At 67.9% G+C, this 14,080-nt stretch carries 17 protein-coding genes; 8 read left to right on the top strand and 9 right to left on the bottom strand.

All coding sequences use genetic code 11. The features are described 5' to 3' along the window. Positions 1–5: 5 nt before the first annotated feature. Together RS883_RS16010 and RS883_RS16005 are read left to right on the top strand one after the other, a co-directional pair. The gene (locus RS883_RS16010; protein ID WP_315761181.1) at positions 6–836 is read left to right on the top strand and encodes a glycerophosphoryl diester phosphodiesterase membrane domain-containing protein; all 831 of its coding nucleotides are present in this window, start codon (positions 6–8) and stop codon (positions 834–836) included. Beyond that, positions 833–1,558, top strand: coding sequence for a hypothetical protein (locus RS883_RS16005; RefSeq protein ID WP_315761180.1), 726 nt, complete (start codon positions 833–835; stop codon positions 1,556–1,558). Before RS883_RS16010 ends, RS883_RS16005 begins: the two co-directional genes overlap by 4 nt. Here the strand turns inward: RS883_RS16005 and RS883_RS16000 are convergent. Genes RS883_RS16000 through RS883_RS15980 form a run of 5 tightly spaced genes read right to left on the bottom strand, consistent with a single transcriptional unit; the run spans position 1,531 to position 5,188 of the window. After that, complete coding sequence (locus tag RS883_RS16000; RefSeq protein WP_315761179.1) at positions 1,531–2,121, bottom strand: GNAT family N-acetyltransferase; 591 nt, start codon at positions 2,119–2,121, stop codon at positions 1,531–1,533. The two genes, RS883_RS16005 and RS883_RS16000, sit on opposite strands and share 28 nt — an antisense overlap. Before the next feature lie 4 nt (positions 2,122–2,125). After that, positions 2,126–2,971, bottom strand: coding sequence for an oxygen-dependent coproporphyrinogen oxidase (hemF, locus tag RS883_RS15995; RefSeq protein WP_315761178.1), 846 nt, complete (start codon positions 2,969–2,971; stop codon positions 2,126–2,128). Between the two features lie 53 nt (positions 2,972–3,024). Then, the gene (locus RS883_RS15990) at positions 3,025–3,804 is read right to left on the bottom strand and encodes a hypothetical protein (protein WP_315761177.1); all 780 of its coding nucleotides are present in this window, start codon (positions 3,802–3,804) and stop codon (positions 3,025–3,027) included. Between the two features lie 46 nt (positions 3,805–3,850). Further along, entirely contained in the window at positions 3,851–4,702 is an 852-nt protein-coding gene (locus tag RS883_RS15985; RefSeq protein ID WP_315761176.1) for a sterol desaturase family protein, read from the bottom strand. A gap of 24 nt (positions 4,703–4,726) precedes the next feature. Further along, positions 4,727–5,188 carry a tRNA (cytidine(34)-2'-O)-methyltransferase gene (locus RS883_RS15980; RefSeq protein WP_315761175.1) on the bottom strand — a complete coding sequence of 154 codons (462 nt, stop codon included), beginning with the start codon at positions 5,186–5,188 and terminating at the stop codon, positions 4,727–4,729. 190 nt (positions 5,189–5,378) lie between these two features. Here RS883_RS15980 and petA point away from each other — a divergent pair, with 190 nt between their 5' ends. From petA to RS883_RS15955, 5 genes are all read left to right on the top strand, one after another. Then, entirely contained in the window at positions 5,379–5,963 is a 585-nt protein-coding gene (petA, locus tag RS883_RS15975) for a ubiquinol-cytochrome c reductase iron-sulfur subunit (RefSeq protein WP_315761174.1), read from the top strand. Positions 5,964–5,974: 11 nt separating this feature from the next. Continuing rightward, complete coding sequence (locus tag RS883_RS15970) at positions 5,975–7,285, top strand: cytochrome b (RefSeq protein ID WP_315761173.1); 1,311 nt, start codon at positions 5,975–5,977, stop codon at positions 7,283–7,285. Between the two features lie 16 nt (positions 7,286–7,301). Beyond that, positions 7,302–8,135: a cytochrome c1 gene (locus RS883_RS15965; protein WP_315761172.1), complete on the top strand. Its 834-nt coding sequence runs from the start codon at positions 7,302–7,304 to the stop codon at positions 8,133–8,135. Between the two features lie 76 nt (positions 8,136–8,211). Then, entirely contained in the window at positions 8,212–8,754 is a 543-nt protein-coding gene (locus RS883_RS15960; RefSeq protein ID WP_315761171.1) for an adenine phosphoribosyltransferase, read from the top strand. Positions 8,755–8,963: 209 nt separating this feature from the next. Further along, positions 8,964–9,575, top strand: coding sequence for a hypothetical protein (locus tag RS883_RS15955; protein WP_315761170.1), 612 nt, complete (start codon positions 8,964–8,966; stop codon positions 9,573–9,575). 5 nt (positions 9,576–9,580) lie between these two features. Here RS883_RS15955 and RS883_RS15950 read toward each other — a convergent pair whose 3' ends face one another. The 3 genes from RS883_RS15950 to ychF form a co-directional block, all read right to left on the bottom strand. Continuing rightward, on the bottom strand, positions 9,581–10,048 hold the full coding sequence (locus tag RS883_RS15950) for a MaoC family dehydratase (protein ID WP_315761169.1): 468 nt from the start codon (positions 10,046–10,048) through the stop codon (positions 9,581–9,583). A gap of 38 nt (positions 10,049–10,086) precedes the next feature. Continuing rightward, positions 10,087–11,310, bottom strand: a complete 1,224-nt coding sequence (locus RS883_RS15945) for an alkaline phosphatase family protein (protein WP_315761168.1) — start codon at positions 11,308–11,310, stop codon at positions 10,087–10,089. Positions 11,311–11,447: 137 nt separating this feature from the next. Beyond that, the gene (gene ychF, locus RS883_RS15940) at positions 11,448–12,548 is read right to left on the bottom strand and encodes a redox-regulated ATPase YchF (protein ID WP_315761167.1); all 1,101 of its coding nucleotides are present in this window, start codon (positions 12,546–12,548) and stop codon (positions 11,448–11,450) included. Positions 12,549–12,639: 91 nt separating this feature from the next. Here ychF and RS883_RS15935 point away from each other — a divergent pair, with 91 nt between their 5' ends. Next, positions 12,640–13,326, top strand: a complete 687-nt coding sequence (locus tag RS883_RS15935; RefSeq protein WP_315761166.1) for a phosphatase PAP2 family protein — start codon at positions 12,640–12,642, stop codon at positions 13,324–13,326. 24 nt (positions 13,327–13,350) lie between these two features. Here RS883_RS15935 and RS883_RS15930 read toward each other — a convergent pair whose 3' ends face one another. Continuing rightward, positions 13,351–13,956, bottom strand: coding sequence for a TIGR02466 family protein (locus RS883_RS15930; protein WP_315761165.1), 606 nt, complete (start codon positions 13,954–13,956; stop codon positions 13,351–13,353). Positions 13,957–14,080: the final 124 nt, after the last annotated feature.

Below are 14,080 nucleotides of genomic sequence, written 5' to 3'. Positions count from 1 at the left end.
GTCCGATGGTCAAGATGACGCGCGTCTGGGAGGCGACCAGCGACTTCCTCAACGAGCATGGCGGCGCGGTCGCCGGGATCACCCTGGCGCTCGTCTTCGCGCCGTCGCTCGTCTCCGGCCTGCTCGAAGCGGCGGTGACGCCCGGCGTCGTGACGCCGATGACCTTCGTGTTCCAGCTCCTTGGCTTCGTCCTGACGATCGTCAGCCTGGTCGGCACGCTGGCGCTCACCGCGCTGGCGATCGCGCCGGCGCGGCGGAGCGAGGCGGTGGGTCAGGGCGTGCGGCGTCTGCTGCCCTTCATCGCCGTGATGATCGTGCTGTTGCTCGCGTTCCTGGTCCTCATGATCCCGTTCATCGGCATCGCCGTCGCGGGCGGCGTGGATTTCAGCGCGGCGAGCGTGCAGGCGTCGTTGCCCGCGCTGAGCGGAGGCACCGCGGCGGCGCTGGCCGGCTATGGCCTGGTCCTGTTCGCCGTGCTCCTCTGGGTCGGCGCGCGGCTGGCGGTGCTCGCGCCCGTGATCGTCGCGGAGCGGCGCGGGCTGGGCGCGATCGGGCGTTCGTGGCGGCTGACGCGCGGACATGGCTGGCGCATCGTCGGCGTGTTCCTCCTCTATCTCCTCGTCGCCGGCATCCTGTCCGCCGCGATCGGCGCGGCAGCCGGGGCGATCGGCGCGATCGCTGGCGGCGGGCAGACGGGCTTCAACATCGGCCGGGTAATCCCCGCGGTTGCCATGGCCGGCGTCTCCTCGCTGCTGACGGTCGTTCAGAGTGCGTTCGCCGCGAAGCTCTATGTGGCGCTTGCCCCTGCCAGCGACCTTGAGGAAACCTTCGCGTGAAACTGAACATCGGCCATGTCTTCGCCGCGGCGGGTGCCGCCTGGCGGCAGGAGCGCGGGCTGATCGTGCCGGTGGCCGGCCTCTTCTATTTCGTGCCGACGCTGGCGCTGCTGCTGTTGCTGCCGGAGATGCAGCCGGTCGACCGCAACGGCGGCGACGATGCCGCGCTCCAGGCGCTGCTCGGCTATGCGCGCGAGCATGCCGGCGCGATCCTGGCGGTCAATTTCGCGCAGTTGGTCGGCACCGCGGTGCTGCTGATGCTGTTCCTGGCGCCTGGCCGGCCGCTGCTGGGGGAGGCGCTCAAGCTCAGCGCGGGGCGAATGCTGAGCTTCCTTGCCGCGGGCCTGCTCATGTGGGCGGGGTTGATGGCGGGCGCGCTGCTGATCCTGCCGGCGCTCTATCTGCTCGGTCGCTTCTTCCTCGTCACCTCGGCGCTTGCCGCCAATCCGGGGGCGGGGCCGGTCGAGGCGATCGCCCGCTCCTGGGCGCTGACGCGGGGGCGCGGCTGGTGGTGCTTCGTCGCGACCGCCATTCCGTTCTTTGCGGGACAGGCGGCGATGTCGGTGGCGGGTGGGCTCGACCGGGCGGTGACGGTCGCCGGCGGCGGCGCGCCGCTTCACCTCGTCTTCGACGCGCTCGCCGCGCTGGCCGGCACCGCCAGCTGGATCCTGACGATGCTCGTCAAGGTGACGGTCTATCGCGCGCTGACCAAGGGAACGTGAGGCGCTGCGTCGGCGGGTAGCACGCCGATCAGCCGCGGGTCGGGGAAGGTCTCGACCGACCGCGATACCGCCTCAAACCCCTGCGCGCGGTAGAAGCCGAGCGCGCGGGGATGGTCGAGCGAGCAGGTGTTGACCCGCACCACCTCTACCCCCGGCCGCCAGGCGAGGGCCATCGCCATCGCCATCAGCCAGCGGCCGTGCCCCGCGCTGGTCAGCGCGGGGACCAGCCCGAAATAGTCGATCGAGCACCAATCGGCGGCCGGATGGCTGAGTTCCAGCATCCCCACCTCGATCCCCTGGCGATCCTGGACGACGTGAAGCTGCGTCTCGGCCCGATGGGTCAGCTCGATCAATCGCGCATCGTCCATCGCCAGTCGCGAATACCAGAGCCACGGCCCGCCCACACGTTCGAACAGCGCGCGGTACTTGGCCGGCTCGGGCGCGGACCAGCGGATCAGGCGGAGCGGGGAGGGCGGCATCGGCCGCGCCCGCGGTCGCTCGCGCATCTCCAGCGTCGTCACCACCGCCGCGACATGACCCGGCGGCACGGGGATCAACCCCATGCGATCAGCTCCAGGTGGCGAGCGGGGGCAGGCTCATCAGGATCGCGTCGATGTTGCCGCCGGTCTTCAATCCGAACAGCGTGCCGCGGTCGTAGACGAGGTTGAATTCGGCATAGCGCCCCCGCCATTCGAGCTGGCGTGCGCGATCGGCATCGTCGAACGGCATTCCCATCCGCCGCCGCACGATCGCGGGATAGCTGTCGAGGAACGCCTCGCCCACCGCGCGTGTAAAGGCGAAGGCGGGGTCGAACGCACCATCCAGATGATCGTAGAAGATGCCGCCGACGCCGCGATGCACCTGGCGATGCGGCAGCCAGAAATAATCGTCGGCCCATTTCTTGAAGCGCGGATAGTCGCCGACCGGCGCATGCGCGTCGCATGCTGCCTTCAGCGCCGCATGGAAGTCGGCCGTGTCCTCCTCGTACGGGATCGGCGGGTTGAGGTCGGCGCCGCCGCCGAACCAGCGCTTGGTCGTGTTGAGGAAGCGCGTGTTCATGTGGACCGCGGGGACGTGCGGATTGGCCATGTGCGCGACCAGGCTGATGCCGGTGGCGAAGAAGCGCGGATCCTCGCCCGCGCCGTGGATCGACTTGGCGAAGTCGCCCTCGAAGGTGCCGCCGACGGTCGAGACGTTGACGCCGACCTTTTCGAAGACCCGGCCCTTCATCACGCCGCGGACACCGCCGCCGCCCGGCTCTCCCGAGGGGTCGGTGCGATCCCAGGCGATATAGTCGAACGCCGCATCGGACCCCGCCTCGCGCTCGATCGCCTCGAATGCGGCGCAGATGCGGTCGCGCAAGGCCTCGAACCAGTGGCGGGCGGCGGCTTGCTGTTCGTCGAGCGGGTCCATGCGCGCTTCTTGGGGCATCGCGGCAGGGGCGCGCAAGCGGGCGGATTGTCCTATCAGCGCGGAACCTGGCGGATCGACGCGCCCTGAACGACCCACAGCTTCTCGCCGGTCTTGACGGCGACGGGCAGTCGTGCGGCCAGGCTGGTGAATACGTGGATTTCGGTAGGTTGCGGATCGAGCAGGTGGTTGGTCGCCAGCATGGCCAGCTTCTTGTCCGCGGTTTCCGAAGGACGCCCCATTTCGAGGCAGCTCTTGGTGAAGGCGCGGGCCTCCGTGACCTGCCCGGCGGCATCGACGGCGACGCGGTAATGCCCGCCGAGCGGGAAGCTGTCGGTCCGGGTCTGGGGTGTCAGCAGATAGACGGCGGTCGGCGCGCCCGGCTTCGCCGGCGGCAGCGCGATCGCGTTGAACGGCTGCGCGCCGCAGGGTCGCCAGCCGCGGCGGACCGCCTCCGCCGAGGCGGTCTTCACCGCGTCGTTGAGGCTGCGCTGCGCCGCGGTCAATGGACGCGGCGCGTCGAAGCGATCTTCGCCGACCAGCCGGTTGCGATCCAGCCGCACGGCATAGACCGCCTGGCGCGTGTCACCCTCGCCGGTGAAGAAGGTGACGGTTATCGTGTCGCCCGAGCCGCGTTCGGTCACCCAGCCGGCGACAGGCGGCATCGCCGCCTTCTTACCCGCCGCCATGACGGCATCGCTCGCGATCCAGGCGGCGCGGTCGAAGATGAAGAGCTGTAGGCCGTTCTCGGCGACGGTCTCGGTCGCGGAGTCCTGTGCGCGGCTCACGCCCGTGGTCGCGAGCAGCAGCGTCGCTGCCACGAGTGCCGTCTTCATCGCGCCTGCTCCCCGATCAACGCCGGATATTTCAACCACTTGCCGGTCAGGAAGGCAAGCGAAGCCCGTCACCCAGGCTCGGCTGCGACAACGACTTTGCAGCCACGGCATCGCGGTATCGGTCGGGAAGGTCGAGCCACTCGCCGACGGTGCGCGGTTGATCGACCTCGGCAAGTCCGACATCGGGCCATTCGTCGGGTCGCGGGAACCAGGCGGTGCCGAACAGCCGATCCCAGATCGTCGTGAACGCACCGAAATTATGGTCGAAATGCTCGGGCTGGAGCGAATGGTGGATCCGGTGGAAGCGGTTGTCGACGAGCAGCGCGCGGAGCGGTCCGAACGTGATCCGCGTGGGCGAATGGATCCAGACGATGTGAAGCCAAAGCGCCAGATTGACGTACGGCAACGCGCTTCCCGCATCGGCGACGATCAGCGTGGTCGGGATCGTCAGCAGCACGAGCGACATCAGCGCCTCGGTCGCGTGATGATAGGAGTTTACGGCGCTAAGGTCGCGGATCGAGTGATGCACCGCGTGGAAGCGCCAAAGGAAGCGATGCTGGATCCGGTGGAACCAGTAGAAGAAGAAATCATGGACGATCGCAGCCAGCAGCACGGCGATGATCGCCGATAGAGGCCCCATCCATGCGGTGGCGGCCGAGATCGGAAGCTCGATCAACGGCTCGATGCCAAGCGCATCCATCGTCATCGACATGAGCGTCACGAGCAAGGCCGAGAGCGGGATCGACAATGCCCAGAAGGCAAGGCCGCTCGCTCGGTCACGAAGCGTCGTCGGCGCGCGTGGATTCGTGAGTTCGAACGCGGTCAGCAGCGCCGCGACGACGATCCAGCCAAAGGCGCCGCGTTGAAGCGCCTGGAACGAAAGGGTCAGCAGGTCCATCGCGGCCGCTTGCCACGCGGACGGCTAACGCATTGCTAATGCGGGCCAGCTGCCCGTTTGCCGCAATGCCTCGGCCGCGACGATGCCGGTGCTGACGGCGACGTTGAGCGAGCGCATGCCGGGCCGCATCGGGATGAACACGCGAAGGTCGGCGCGGTCGTGGACCTCCGCCGGAACGCCGGCGCCTTCGCTGCCGAACAGGAGGATGTCGTCGGGCTCGAACCGTGCAGCGGGGAGCGGGATCGCGCCCCTGGTGGTGGCGAGCACGATCCGGCCGACACTGGCACTGAGGAACGCCGCCCAGTCCGCATGCCGCCGCACCTCGGCCGCCGCGGCATAGTCCATGCCGGACCGCGCCAGCGCACGGGCGCCGAAGGGAAAGCCCATCGGTTCGATCAGGTCGACGCTGAGCCCAAGGCACGCCGCGGTTCGCAGGATCGTGCCGACATTGCCGGCGATATCCGGCTGAAAGAGCGCGATGCGCAAGGGGTTTAGGCTCCGGATGCCGCCGCTGGGTCGAAATGGGGTGTTGGCAAATGGCGCCCCCCATGTCTATCAGGCCACGCGCCCGGTTTCGGAGCCGAGCCGTGCGCGCGTCCGTTTCCCGTCGATGCCGGAGCACCGGGGTTCGATGCGGAAATGGGTCGCGACGATGAAAGATTTCAAGGGCTGAGGCATGGCAAGCGCTGACAACACGGTTCCGCCGGGCGAATCGCCCCAGGCATTCGAGGAGACGGTCGCCGACCCGCGTCGCCGCGACTATATGGCGATCGGTGCCGTCGCGTTCGCCGGCGTGGGCGCCGGCGTGATCGCGCTGCCGCTCATCAATTCGATGAGCCCGTCGGCCGACGTGCTCGCGCTGTCGACGACCGAGGTCGACGTCTCGGCGATCCAGCCAGGGCAGGCGGTCAAGGCGAGCTTCCGCAAGCAGCCGCTGTTCATCCGCAACCTGACCCCTGACGAGATCAACCAGGCCAACGCGGTCAACGTCTCCGATCTGCGCGACCCGCAGACGCTCGCCGAGCGGACCAAGGAAGGCAAGAACAACTGGCTGGTGACGCTGGGCGTCTGCACGCACCTGGGCTGCGTGCCGCTGGGCGCGGGCGAGGGCGAGAACAAGGGGCCGTTCGGCGGCTATTTCTGCCCGTGCCACGGTTCGGCCTATGACACTGCCGGCCGTATCCGGTCGGGTCCGGCACCGCTCAACCTGGCGGTGCCCGAGTACGTATTCTCCAACGACACCACGATCGTGGTCGGCTGAGGACTGGCAAGATGAGCTTCCCCTGGGCCAAGCAGTATGAGCCGAAGGCGCCGGTCATGAAGTGGCTGGACGACCGTCTGCCGCTCCCGCGCCTCGTCTACAATGCGGTGGGCGCCGGTTACCCGGTGCCGCGCAATCTCAACTATTTCTGGAACTTCGGCGTTCTCGCGGGCGCCGCGCTCGCGATCCAGATCATCACCGGCATCGTGCTGGCGATGCATTATTCGACCGACGCGAACACCGCGTTCACCTCGGTCGAGGCGATCATGCGCGACGTCAACGCCGGCTGGTTCCTGCGCTATGCGCACGCCAACGGCGCGTCGATGTTCTTCATCGTCGTCTATATCCACATTGCCCGCGGCCTCTATTACGGATCGTACAAGGCGCCGCGCGAGATGGTGTGGCTGCTCGGCGTCGTCATCTTCCTCCTGATGATGGCGACCGCGTTCATGGGGTATGTGCTTCCCTGGGGGCAGATGAGCTTCTGGGGCGCGCAGGTCATCACCGGCTTCTTCTCGGCCATTCCGCTGGTCGGCGAGACGATCCGCGTGTGGCTGCTCGGCGGCTATGCCCCGGACGCGGCGGCGTTGAACCGCTTCTTCTCGCTTCACTATCTGCTGCCGTTCGTGATCGCGGGCGTCATCATCCTCCACATCTGGGCGCTGCACATCCCGGGTTCGTCGAACCCGGCGGGCGTCGAGGTGAAGGGCGAGCAGGACACGGTGCCGTTCCACCCCTATTACACCGCCAAGGACGGCGTGGGCGTGGGCGTGTTCCTCCTGGTGTTCGCGCTGTTCCTGTTCTTCCAGCCGAACCTGCTCGGCCACCCCGACAACTACATCCCGGCCAACCCGCTCTCGACCCCGGCGCACATCGTGCCCGAATGGTACTTCCTGCCCTTCTACGCGATCCTGAAGTCGTTCACCGTCGACTTCATCATCCCGGCGAAGCTGTGGGGCGTGCTGGCGATGTTCGGCTCGATCCTGCTCTTGTTCTTCCTGCCCTGGCTCGACACCAGCCCGGCGCGCACCGCCAACCATCGTCCGCGCTATCGCGTGTTCCTGATGGTGCTGCTCGTCGACGTGCTGATCCTGGGCTATGTCGGCGGCGCGGAGGCCAACAAGACCAACGTGCTGATCGGCCAGATCACCACCGCCTATTACTTCCTCCACTTCCTCGTCATCCTGCCGATCGTGTCGGCGACCGAGCGTCCCAAGCCCGTCGCCAATTCGATCACCGAGGCGGTGCTGAAGGGCAAGGGCGGCACCGCCCCGAGCCACAGCGCGATCGAGGGCAGCCCCAACCCGATGCCGGCCGAATAAGGACGCGAGAGACCACATGACCCGCATCATCGCACCGCTTATCGGGCTGGGCTTCGCCTTCGTCCTCGTGCTCGGCCTGTTCGGCACGATCACGACCGCGTCGGAGCCGGCAACCGCCGAGCACGAGTTCCACCTAAAGCCTAAGCCGCTCGAGCTCGCCTCCAACGGCGTGTTCGGCAAGTTCGACCGCCAGCAGCTCCAGCGCGGCTTCCAGGTCTACAAGGAAGTCTGCGCCGCCTGCCACTCGATCAGCCTGGTCGCGTTCCGCGACCTCGCCCAGCTCGGCTATTCGGAGGCCGAGGTGAAGGCGATCGCCAATCAGTGGGTGATCGAGCAGCCGAGCGTTAACCCGGAGACGGGCGAGGCGGCGACGCGCAAGAACCTGGCTTCGGACAAGTTCCCGCACGTCTATGCCAACGAGGTCGCCGCGCGTGCCGCGAACAATAACGCGATCCCGCCCGACCTGTCGCTGATGACCAAGGCGCGTCCGAACGGCGCCGCCTATGTCCACTCGCTCCTCACCGGCTATCAGCAGCCTTCGGCCGAGCTGATGAAGGAATTCCCGAAGTTCACGACGCCGGAGGGGCTGCACTTCAACCCCTATTTCCCGACGCTGAACCTCGCCATGCCGCAGCCGATCGTCAGCGACGGCCAGGTGACCTATGCCGACGGGACCCAGTCGACGGTCGACCAGATGGCCAAGGACGTGACCGCGTTCCTCGTCTGGACTGCCGAGCCCAAGCTCGAGGCGCGTCATCAGGCGGGTCTGGCGTCGGTGATCTTCCTCCTGATCTTCATCGGGCTGACGATCGGCGCCTACAAGAGCGTCTGGCGCAACGTGAAGCATTGATCGGTCCCCGACCGGCCTGATCCGGCCCCGGAGTCGCCCGCCGACTCCGGGGCCTTTTCTTTTTGGAAGACTGTCCATGACCGACGATCCCGCCGCCCGCATCGCCGCGCTGATCCGCACGATCCCCGACTTTCCCAAGCCCGGCATCCAGTTCCGCGACATCACGACGTTGCTGCTGAACCCTGAAGGGCTGCGGCTGGCGGTCGAGACGATGGCGGCGCAGATCACCGGGCCGGTCGACCTGGTCGCCGGGATCGAGGCGCGCGGCTTCGTGTTCGCGCCGGCGCTCGCGCTGCACCTCAACGCCGGTGTGTTGCTGATCCGAAAGGACGGGAAGCTGCCCGGCGCGACCATCGCCGAGGATTACGCGCTCGAGTACGGCACCGATCGCATCGCCATGCACGCCGACGCCTGCACCCCCGGCGCCCGCGTGCTGCTCGTCGACGACCTGATCGCCACCGGCGGCACCGCGCGCGCGGCGGTGCGGCTGATCCGCAAGGCGGGCGGCGTGGTCGAGCAAGCCGCGTTCGTCGTCGACCTTCCCGACCTGGGCGGCGCCGCGGCGCTGGCGAGCGACGGGATCGCCGTGCACGCGCTCACCACCTTCGAGGGGCATTGAGCCGTTCCGGCGGCCTGACCCCGCAAGACAAGCGTGCTGCCTCGCCAGACTCGACCTGAACGGAGCGAGGTTGAGACCATGACGGAACCAACCCGCCCGATCTGCGCTTCCAAATGCTTGGCGACGGTTCACCCGGCATTCAACACGTTCAACGCACGCTGAACTGTCACTCCTGCGTATCGAGGAGGCTCAGGATGTTTGGAAGGCAAGTGAAGATCGCCGGTCTTGCGATCGCCGCGGCGCTCGGACTGTCGGCATGTTCGGATTATGGCTATGGCTATGGCGGGCTCAACGTCGGCTATGGTGCCGGCGGGTTCTACGACGATCCTTATTATGCGGGCTATGGCGGCGGGTTCGGCGATCCCTATTGGGGCTGGAACAACGGCTTCTATTATCCCGGCACCGGCTATTACGTCTATGACAGCTATCGTCGGCCCTATCGCTGGAACGGCGCGCAGCAGCGTTACTGGGAAGGCCGCCGCTATGCATGGCGCGGCGGCAATCGCGACGTGCGCGACAACTGGCGCGATTTCAGGCGGGATCGCCGCTATGACAACCGCGCCTTCCGCCAGGATCGCCGCGGCGATCGTCAGGCCTTCCGCCGCGGGGAGGTGACGCGGCCCGAGTTCCGCGCCGAGCGGCGGGCCGATCGCCGCGCCTATCGCCAGGAATATCGCCGCGACCTGCGCAACGTCCGCCGCGAGAACCGCATCGACCGCGGCAATTGGGGCGCACGTCGAGAAGGCTTCCGCGGCGCACGCAGCGGTGGCGGTCGCGAAGGCTTTCGCGGCAATCGTGGCGGGGTCGTCCGGCCGCGTTGATGCGATCAGGCGGCGGGGGCCCGGTCCCCGTCGCCCCGCACGCGGATCAGCGCGTTGGCGATGAAGCTCATCACCGGCTCTTCATGCTGGTTGAACACCGTCATGCGCGAGCGGGTGAAGCCACGATCGGGCTTGGATGCCGAGATGCGCTTTTCCAGCAGCTCGGTCTGGCAACGCAGCGTGTCGCCCGGATAGACGGGCTTCATCCAGCGCAGCTCGTCGATGCCGCCCGCGCCCATGCCCGCGGTCGGGACGTCCTTCATATGCTCCACCAGCATCGCCATCGTCATCGCGCAGCTGTGCCAGCCGCTCGCCGCCAGCTTGCCGAAATGCGTGCCCGCCGCGCCTTCATCGGAGAGGTGGAAGGGCTGTGGGTCGTAACGCCGCGCGAAGTCGAGAACTTCCTCGCGCGTCACCGGATAGTGTCCGAACGACGCGGTCTCACCGACCGTCAGGTCTTCATAATAGCGCATGACATCGGTTTCCGATCGAAACCCGATCGGCGCAAGCGCTATTTGAGGACGGGGGTGAACGGCGCGATCGATCCGTCGATCTCGGCCGCCGGCGGCAGGCCGATCAGCTGGCGGACAAGGGGGTAGATGTCGACGTTGCGCCCTTCGATGCGGCCGGTGCCGAATGCCGGACCCCAGGCGACGAGGCCGGCGCGCATCAGCGGATCGGCATTGTCGTAGCCGTGCGCGCCGCCGCGCACCGGATGCTCGGCCGGCTTGCCGATAATCATCCAGCCGCTTTCGGCGATGCAGATGAAGCGCGGCACGCGCGGGTTGCGACCATAGGCGAGGCGGGCGGGCAGGTCGGCCTTGTCCCAGCAGCGCATGTGCGGCACGGGTTTGGCGAGCGCGGCGCGCACCGCCGCCTCCTTGCCGGGCATCGCCTCGAACGAGGCATAGGGGCCGTGCTCGATCACGCGGATCGTGCCGGGTGCGAAGCTGCGCGCAAGGTCGATCGTGCGGCTGGCATCCACCGGCGCCATGCCATGATCGGCCGCGACGATCAGGTTGACGGGTTGGCCCCCCGCCTGGAGCTCGGCCAGGAGCTCGCCGATGCGCGCATCGACGCCGCGCATCGCTTCGCGCACTTCGGCCGAATCGGGGCCGAAGCGGTGGCCCGCGGTGTCGACGCTGTCGAAATAGAGCGTCAGCAGCCGCGGCCGGGTCGCAGCGGGCCGGCGCAGCCAGTCGGTGATTGCGGCGATGCGGTTCGCCTCCGGCATCGCGATCGTGAATTGCTGCCAGTCGCTGGGATAGGTGCCGTGGACGGGCACGTTCGATCCCGGCCAGAACATGGTCGCGGTCCGGATGCCCGCGCGCTCCGCCGTCACCCAGATCGGTTCGGCCTGATCCCACCAGAAGCGATCGGTGGTCGCCATGGTGAAAGTCTCGCCGGGGCGGCGGACGTCCTCAATGACGTTGCCGACGATGCCGTTGCGATCGGGGTGGAGCCCGGTGACGATCGCATAGTGGTTGGGAAAGGTCTTGGTCGGGAAAGACGCCTGCATCGACCCGCGCACGCCCTCGGCCGCGAGGCGCGACAGGACGGGGGTGTCGCCGCGATCGAGGTAGTCGGGGCGGAACCCGTCGATCGAGACGAGCAAAGTGACGGGCGCGCGGACCTCGGCGACGGCCTGAGCGGAGGGCGCCTGAACGGGCGGCGTCATGCACGCCTGGAGCGCGGCGAGGCCGGCAAAGGCGAGGAGGCGGGGGAGGAGCTTCATGGCCCAGCCGATTGCCGTCCGAGCATGGCGGGATGATGACATCCCGATATCCGTCACCCCGGACTTGATCCGGGGTCCCGCTTCTCCCTTCTTCCAAGACAGCGGGACCCCGGCTCAAGGCCGGGGTGACGAGAATGCTAGACGTTGAAGCGGAACAGCATCACGTCGCCGTCCTGGACGACATATTCCTTGCCCTCCTGACGAAGCTTGCCGGCCTCGCGCGCGCCGGCTTCGCCGTTCAGACGGACATAGTCGTCAAACGCGATCGTCTCAGCCCGGATGAAGCCGCGCTCGAAATCCGAATGGATCTCGCCCGCCGCCTGCGGTGCCTTGGCGCCGACCTCGACGGTCCAGGCGCGCGCCTCCTTGGGGCCGACGGTGAAGAAGGTCTGGAGGTTGAGGAGCTTGTAGCCGGCGCGGATGACACGGGCGAGGCCGGTCTCGGTCAGGCCGAGCTCGGCAAGGAACTCGGCGCGATCCTCGGCCGGCATCGTCGCGATCTCCGCCTCGATGGCGGCGGAGACGACGACGGCCTCGGCGCCTTCGGCCTTGGCCTTCTCGAAGACGCGCGCACTGTACTCGTTGCCGTTCGCCGCATCCTCTTCGTTGACGTTGCAGACGTAAAGGACGGGCTTGCCGGTCAGGAGCTGCGCCTGCTCCAGGTGCCGCGCCTCGTCCGGATCGCCGGGCACCGCCAGCCGCGCCGGCTTGCCGTCGCGAAGGAGGTCCAGCGCGCGGCCGAGGATCACGGCCGCCGCCTTGGCCTCCTTGTCGCCCTGCTGCCCCTTCTTGACGAGGTTGGGGACGCGCTTTTCCAGGCTGTCGAGGTCGGCGAGCATCAGCTCGGTCTCGACTGTCTCGGCATCGGCGATCGGATCGACCTTGTTGTCGACATGCTGGATGTCGTCATTCTCGAAGCAGCGCAGCACATGGACGATCGCGTCGACCTCGCGGATATTGCCCAGGAACTGGTTGCCCAGCCCCTCGCCCTTGGACGCGCCGCGGACGAGGCCGGCGATGTCGACGAAGCCCAATTGCGTCTCGATCACCTTGGCCGACTTGGCGATGTCGGCGAGCTTCGACAGACGGTCGTCGGGCACCGCGACGTTGCCGACGTTCGGCTCGATCGTGCAGAAGGGATAATTGGCCGCCTGCGCCGCCGCGGTTTCGGTGAGCGCGTTGAAAAGCGTCGACTTGCCGACGTTCGGAAGGCCGACGATGCCGCAGCGAAAACCCATGATGCCGTCTCGATGATGTGAAAGGGGATTGGCCGCTCCGTTAGCGCCAAGCGGCGTGCAACGCCAGCGCCCGCCGGGACGTTGGGCGGCGATGAAGATCGTCGATGGCGTGCGCGAAGCGGTGGTGGCGGTCGAGGCGCTCGACCTGAAGGTCACGCGCGCGCTCGCGCACCAGCGGCACAGGCCCGAGGTGAAGGCGGCGGGCAAGGCGAGCGAGGTGGCGGACCAGCCGCCGCTGATCGCGCTGTCGGCGGCGGTGCTGGTGGCAGGGCTGGCGGCGCGGCAGCCGGCAGTCGCGCGCACCGGGCTCCGGATGCTGGCGGCGCATGCGCTGGCGACGGGGATCAAGACCGCGATCAAGCGCTCGATCGATCGCACGCGGCCCGACCATGCGATCGAGAATGGCTATCGGGCGGAGGCGGGCGGCAGCGCGCGGCACGAGCTGTCGTCCTTTCCCTCGGGCCACACCGCCGGCGCGGTCGCGGTGGCCGAGGCGATCGCGCGCGAGGTGCCGGCGGCAGCGACGCCGGTGCGGCTGCTCGCGCTGGCGGTGGCGCTGGTGCAGCTGCCGCGGTGCAAGCATTTCGTCAGCGACGTGGTGGTGGGCGCAGCGATCGGCTGGGTTGGGGAGCGGGGGGCTTCGGCGGTGATGGATCGTGGGGTCGCTGCGATTACCCACAAACGGTCTTCCTCTATTCGTCACCCCAGCGAAGGCTGGGGTCTCTCGCGATCGAAGCCGGAACCCTGCGGCACGAGATCCCAGACTTCGCTGGAATGACGATCGTGGGTGGTCCGCCGGCGCTCACATCCGGTAGTTGAAACTCACGCTGATGCGGTCGCTCTTGGCCGCGCTCGGCATGACCTCGTGCCGCAGCCAGCTTTCCCACAGGAAGACGCTGCCGACCGCGGGCTCGGCATAGACGAACGGCCGCAGCATCTCGGGCGCATCGTCGCTCCGGCCGGGCGCCGCCATCAGCATCGGCAGGCGCGGGTCCTCCAGCTTGAGCGCGCCCGAACCCGGCGGCACCGCGACATAGGCGGTGCCGGAGACGACGCTGTGCGGGTGGATGTGCCCCGAATGTGTGCCGCCCGGCTTCAAGACGTTGACCCACAGGCTGTCGAGCTTGAGCTTTCGCCCGCCCAGATCGAAGGCACAGTCGCGCGCGAATGCCGCCACATGCCTGTCGAGCACGCGCTTGAGGTCGGCGAACACCGGATCGCGCAGCGGCAGGTCGTTGAGCGAGGCATAGCTCGTATAGCCGCGGTAGCCGTTCGCCTTTGACCAGCCGCGGCCGGCGCGGTCGTCCTCGGCGAGGGAGCGGACGCTGGCCTCGATGTCGGCGACAAGCGCGTCGTCGTCGATGCGGCTTTCGTAGAATTGGGTGGCGAAGAGCGAGCGGGTGGGCATGTGTGGCGGCTTACACGAGGCTTCAGAGTGAAGCCAACCAAGCGTCACCCCGGACTAGTTCCGGGGTCCACTGTCCCGCGCACATAGTGGCGGCTGGTCAAGCCCAACGGTGGACCCCGGAACA

Source organism: Sphingomonas sp. Y38-1Y, from assembly GCF_032391395.1.
Classification (GTDB): domain Bacteria; phylum Pseudomonadota; class Alphaproteobacteria; order Sphingomonadales; family Sphingomonadaceae; genus Sphingomonas.
The sequence above is the reverse complement of the archived record's forward strand: the minus strand, read 5'-3'. Positions and strand labels throughout refer to the sequence as shown.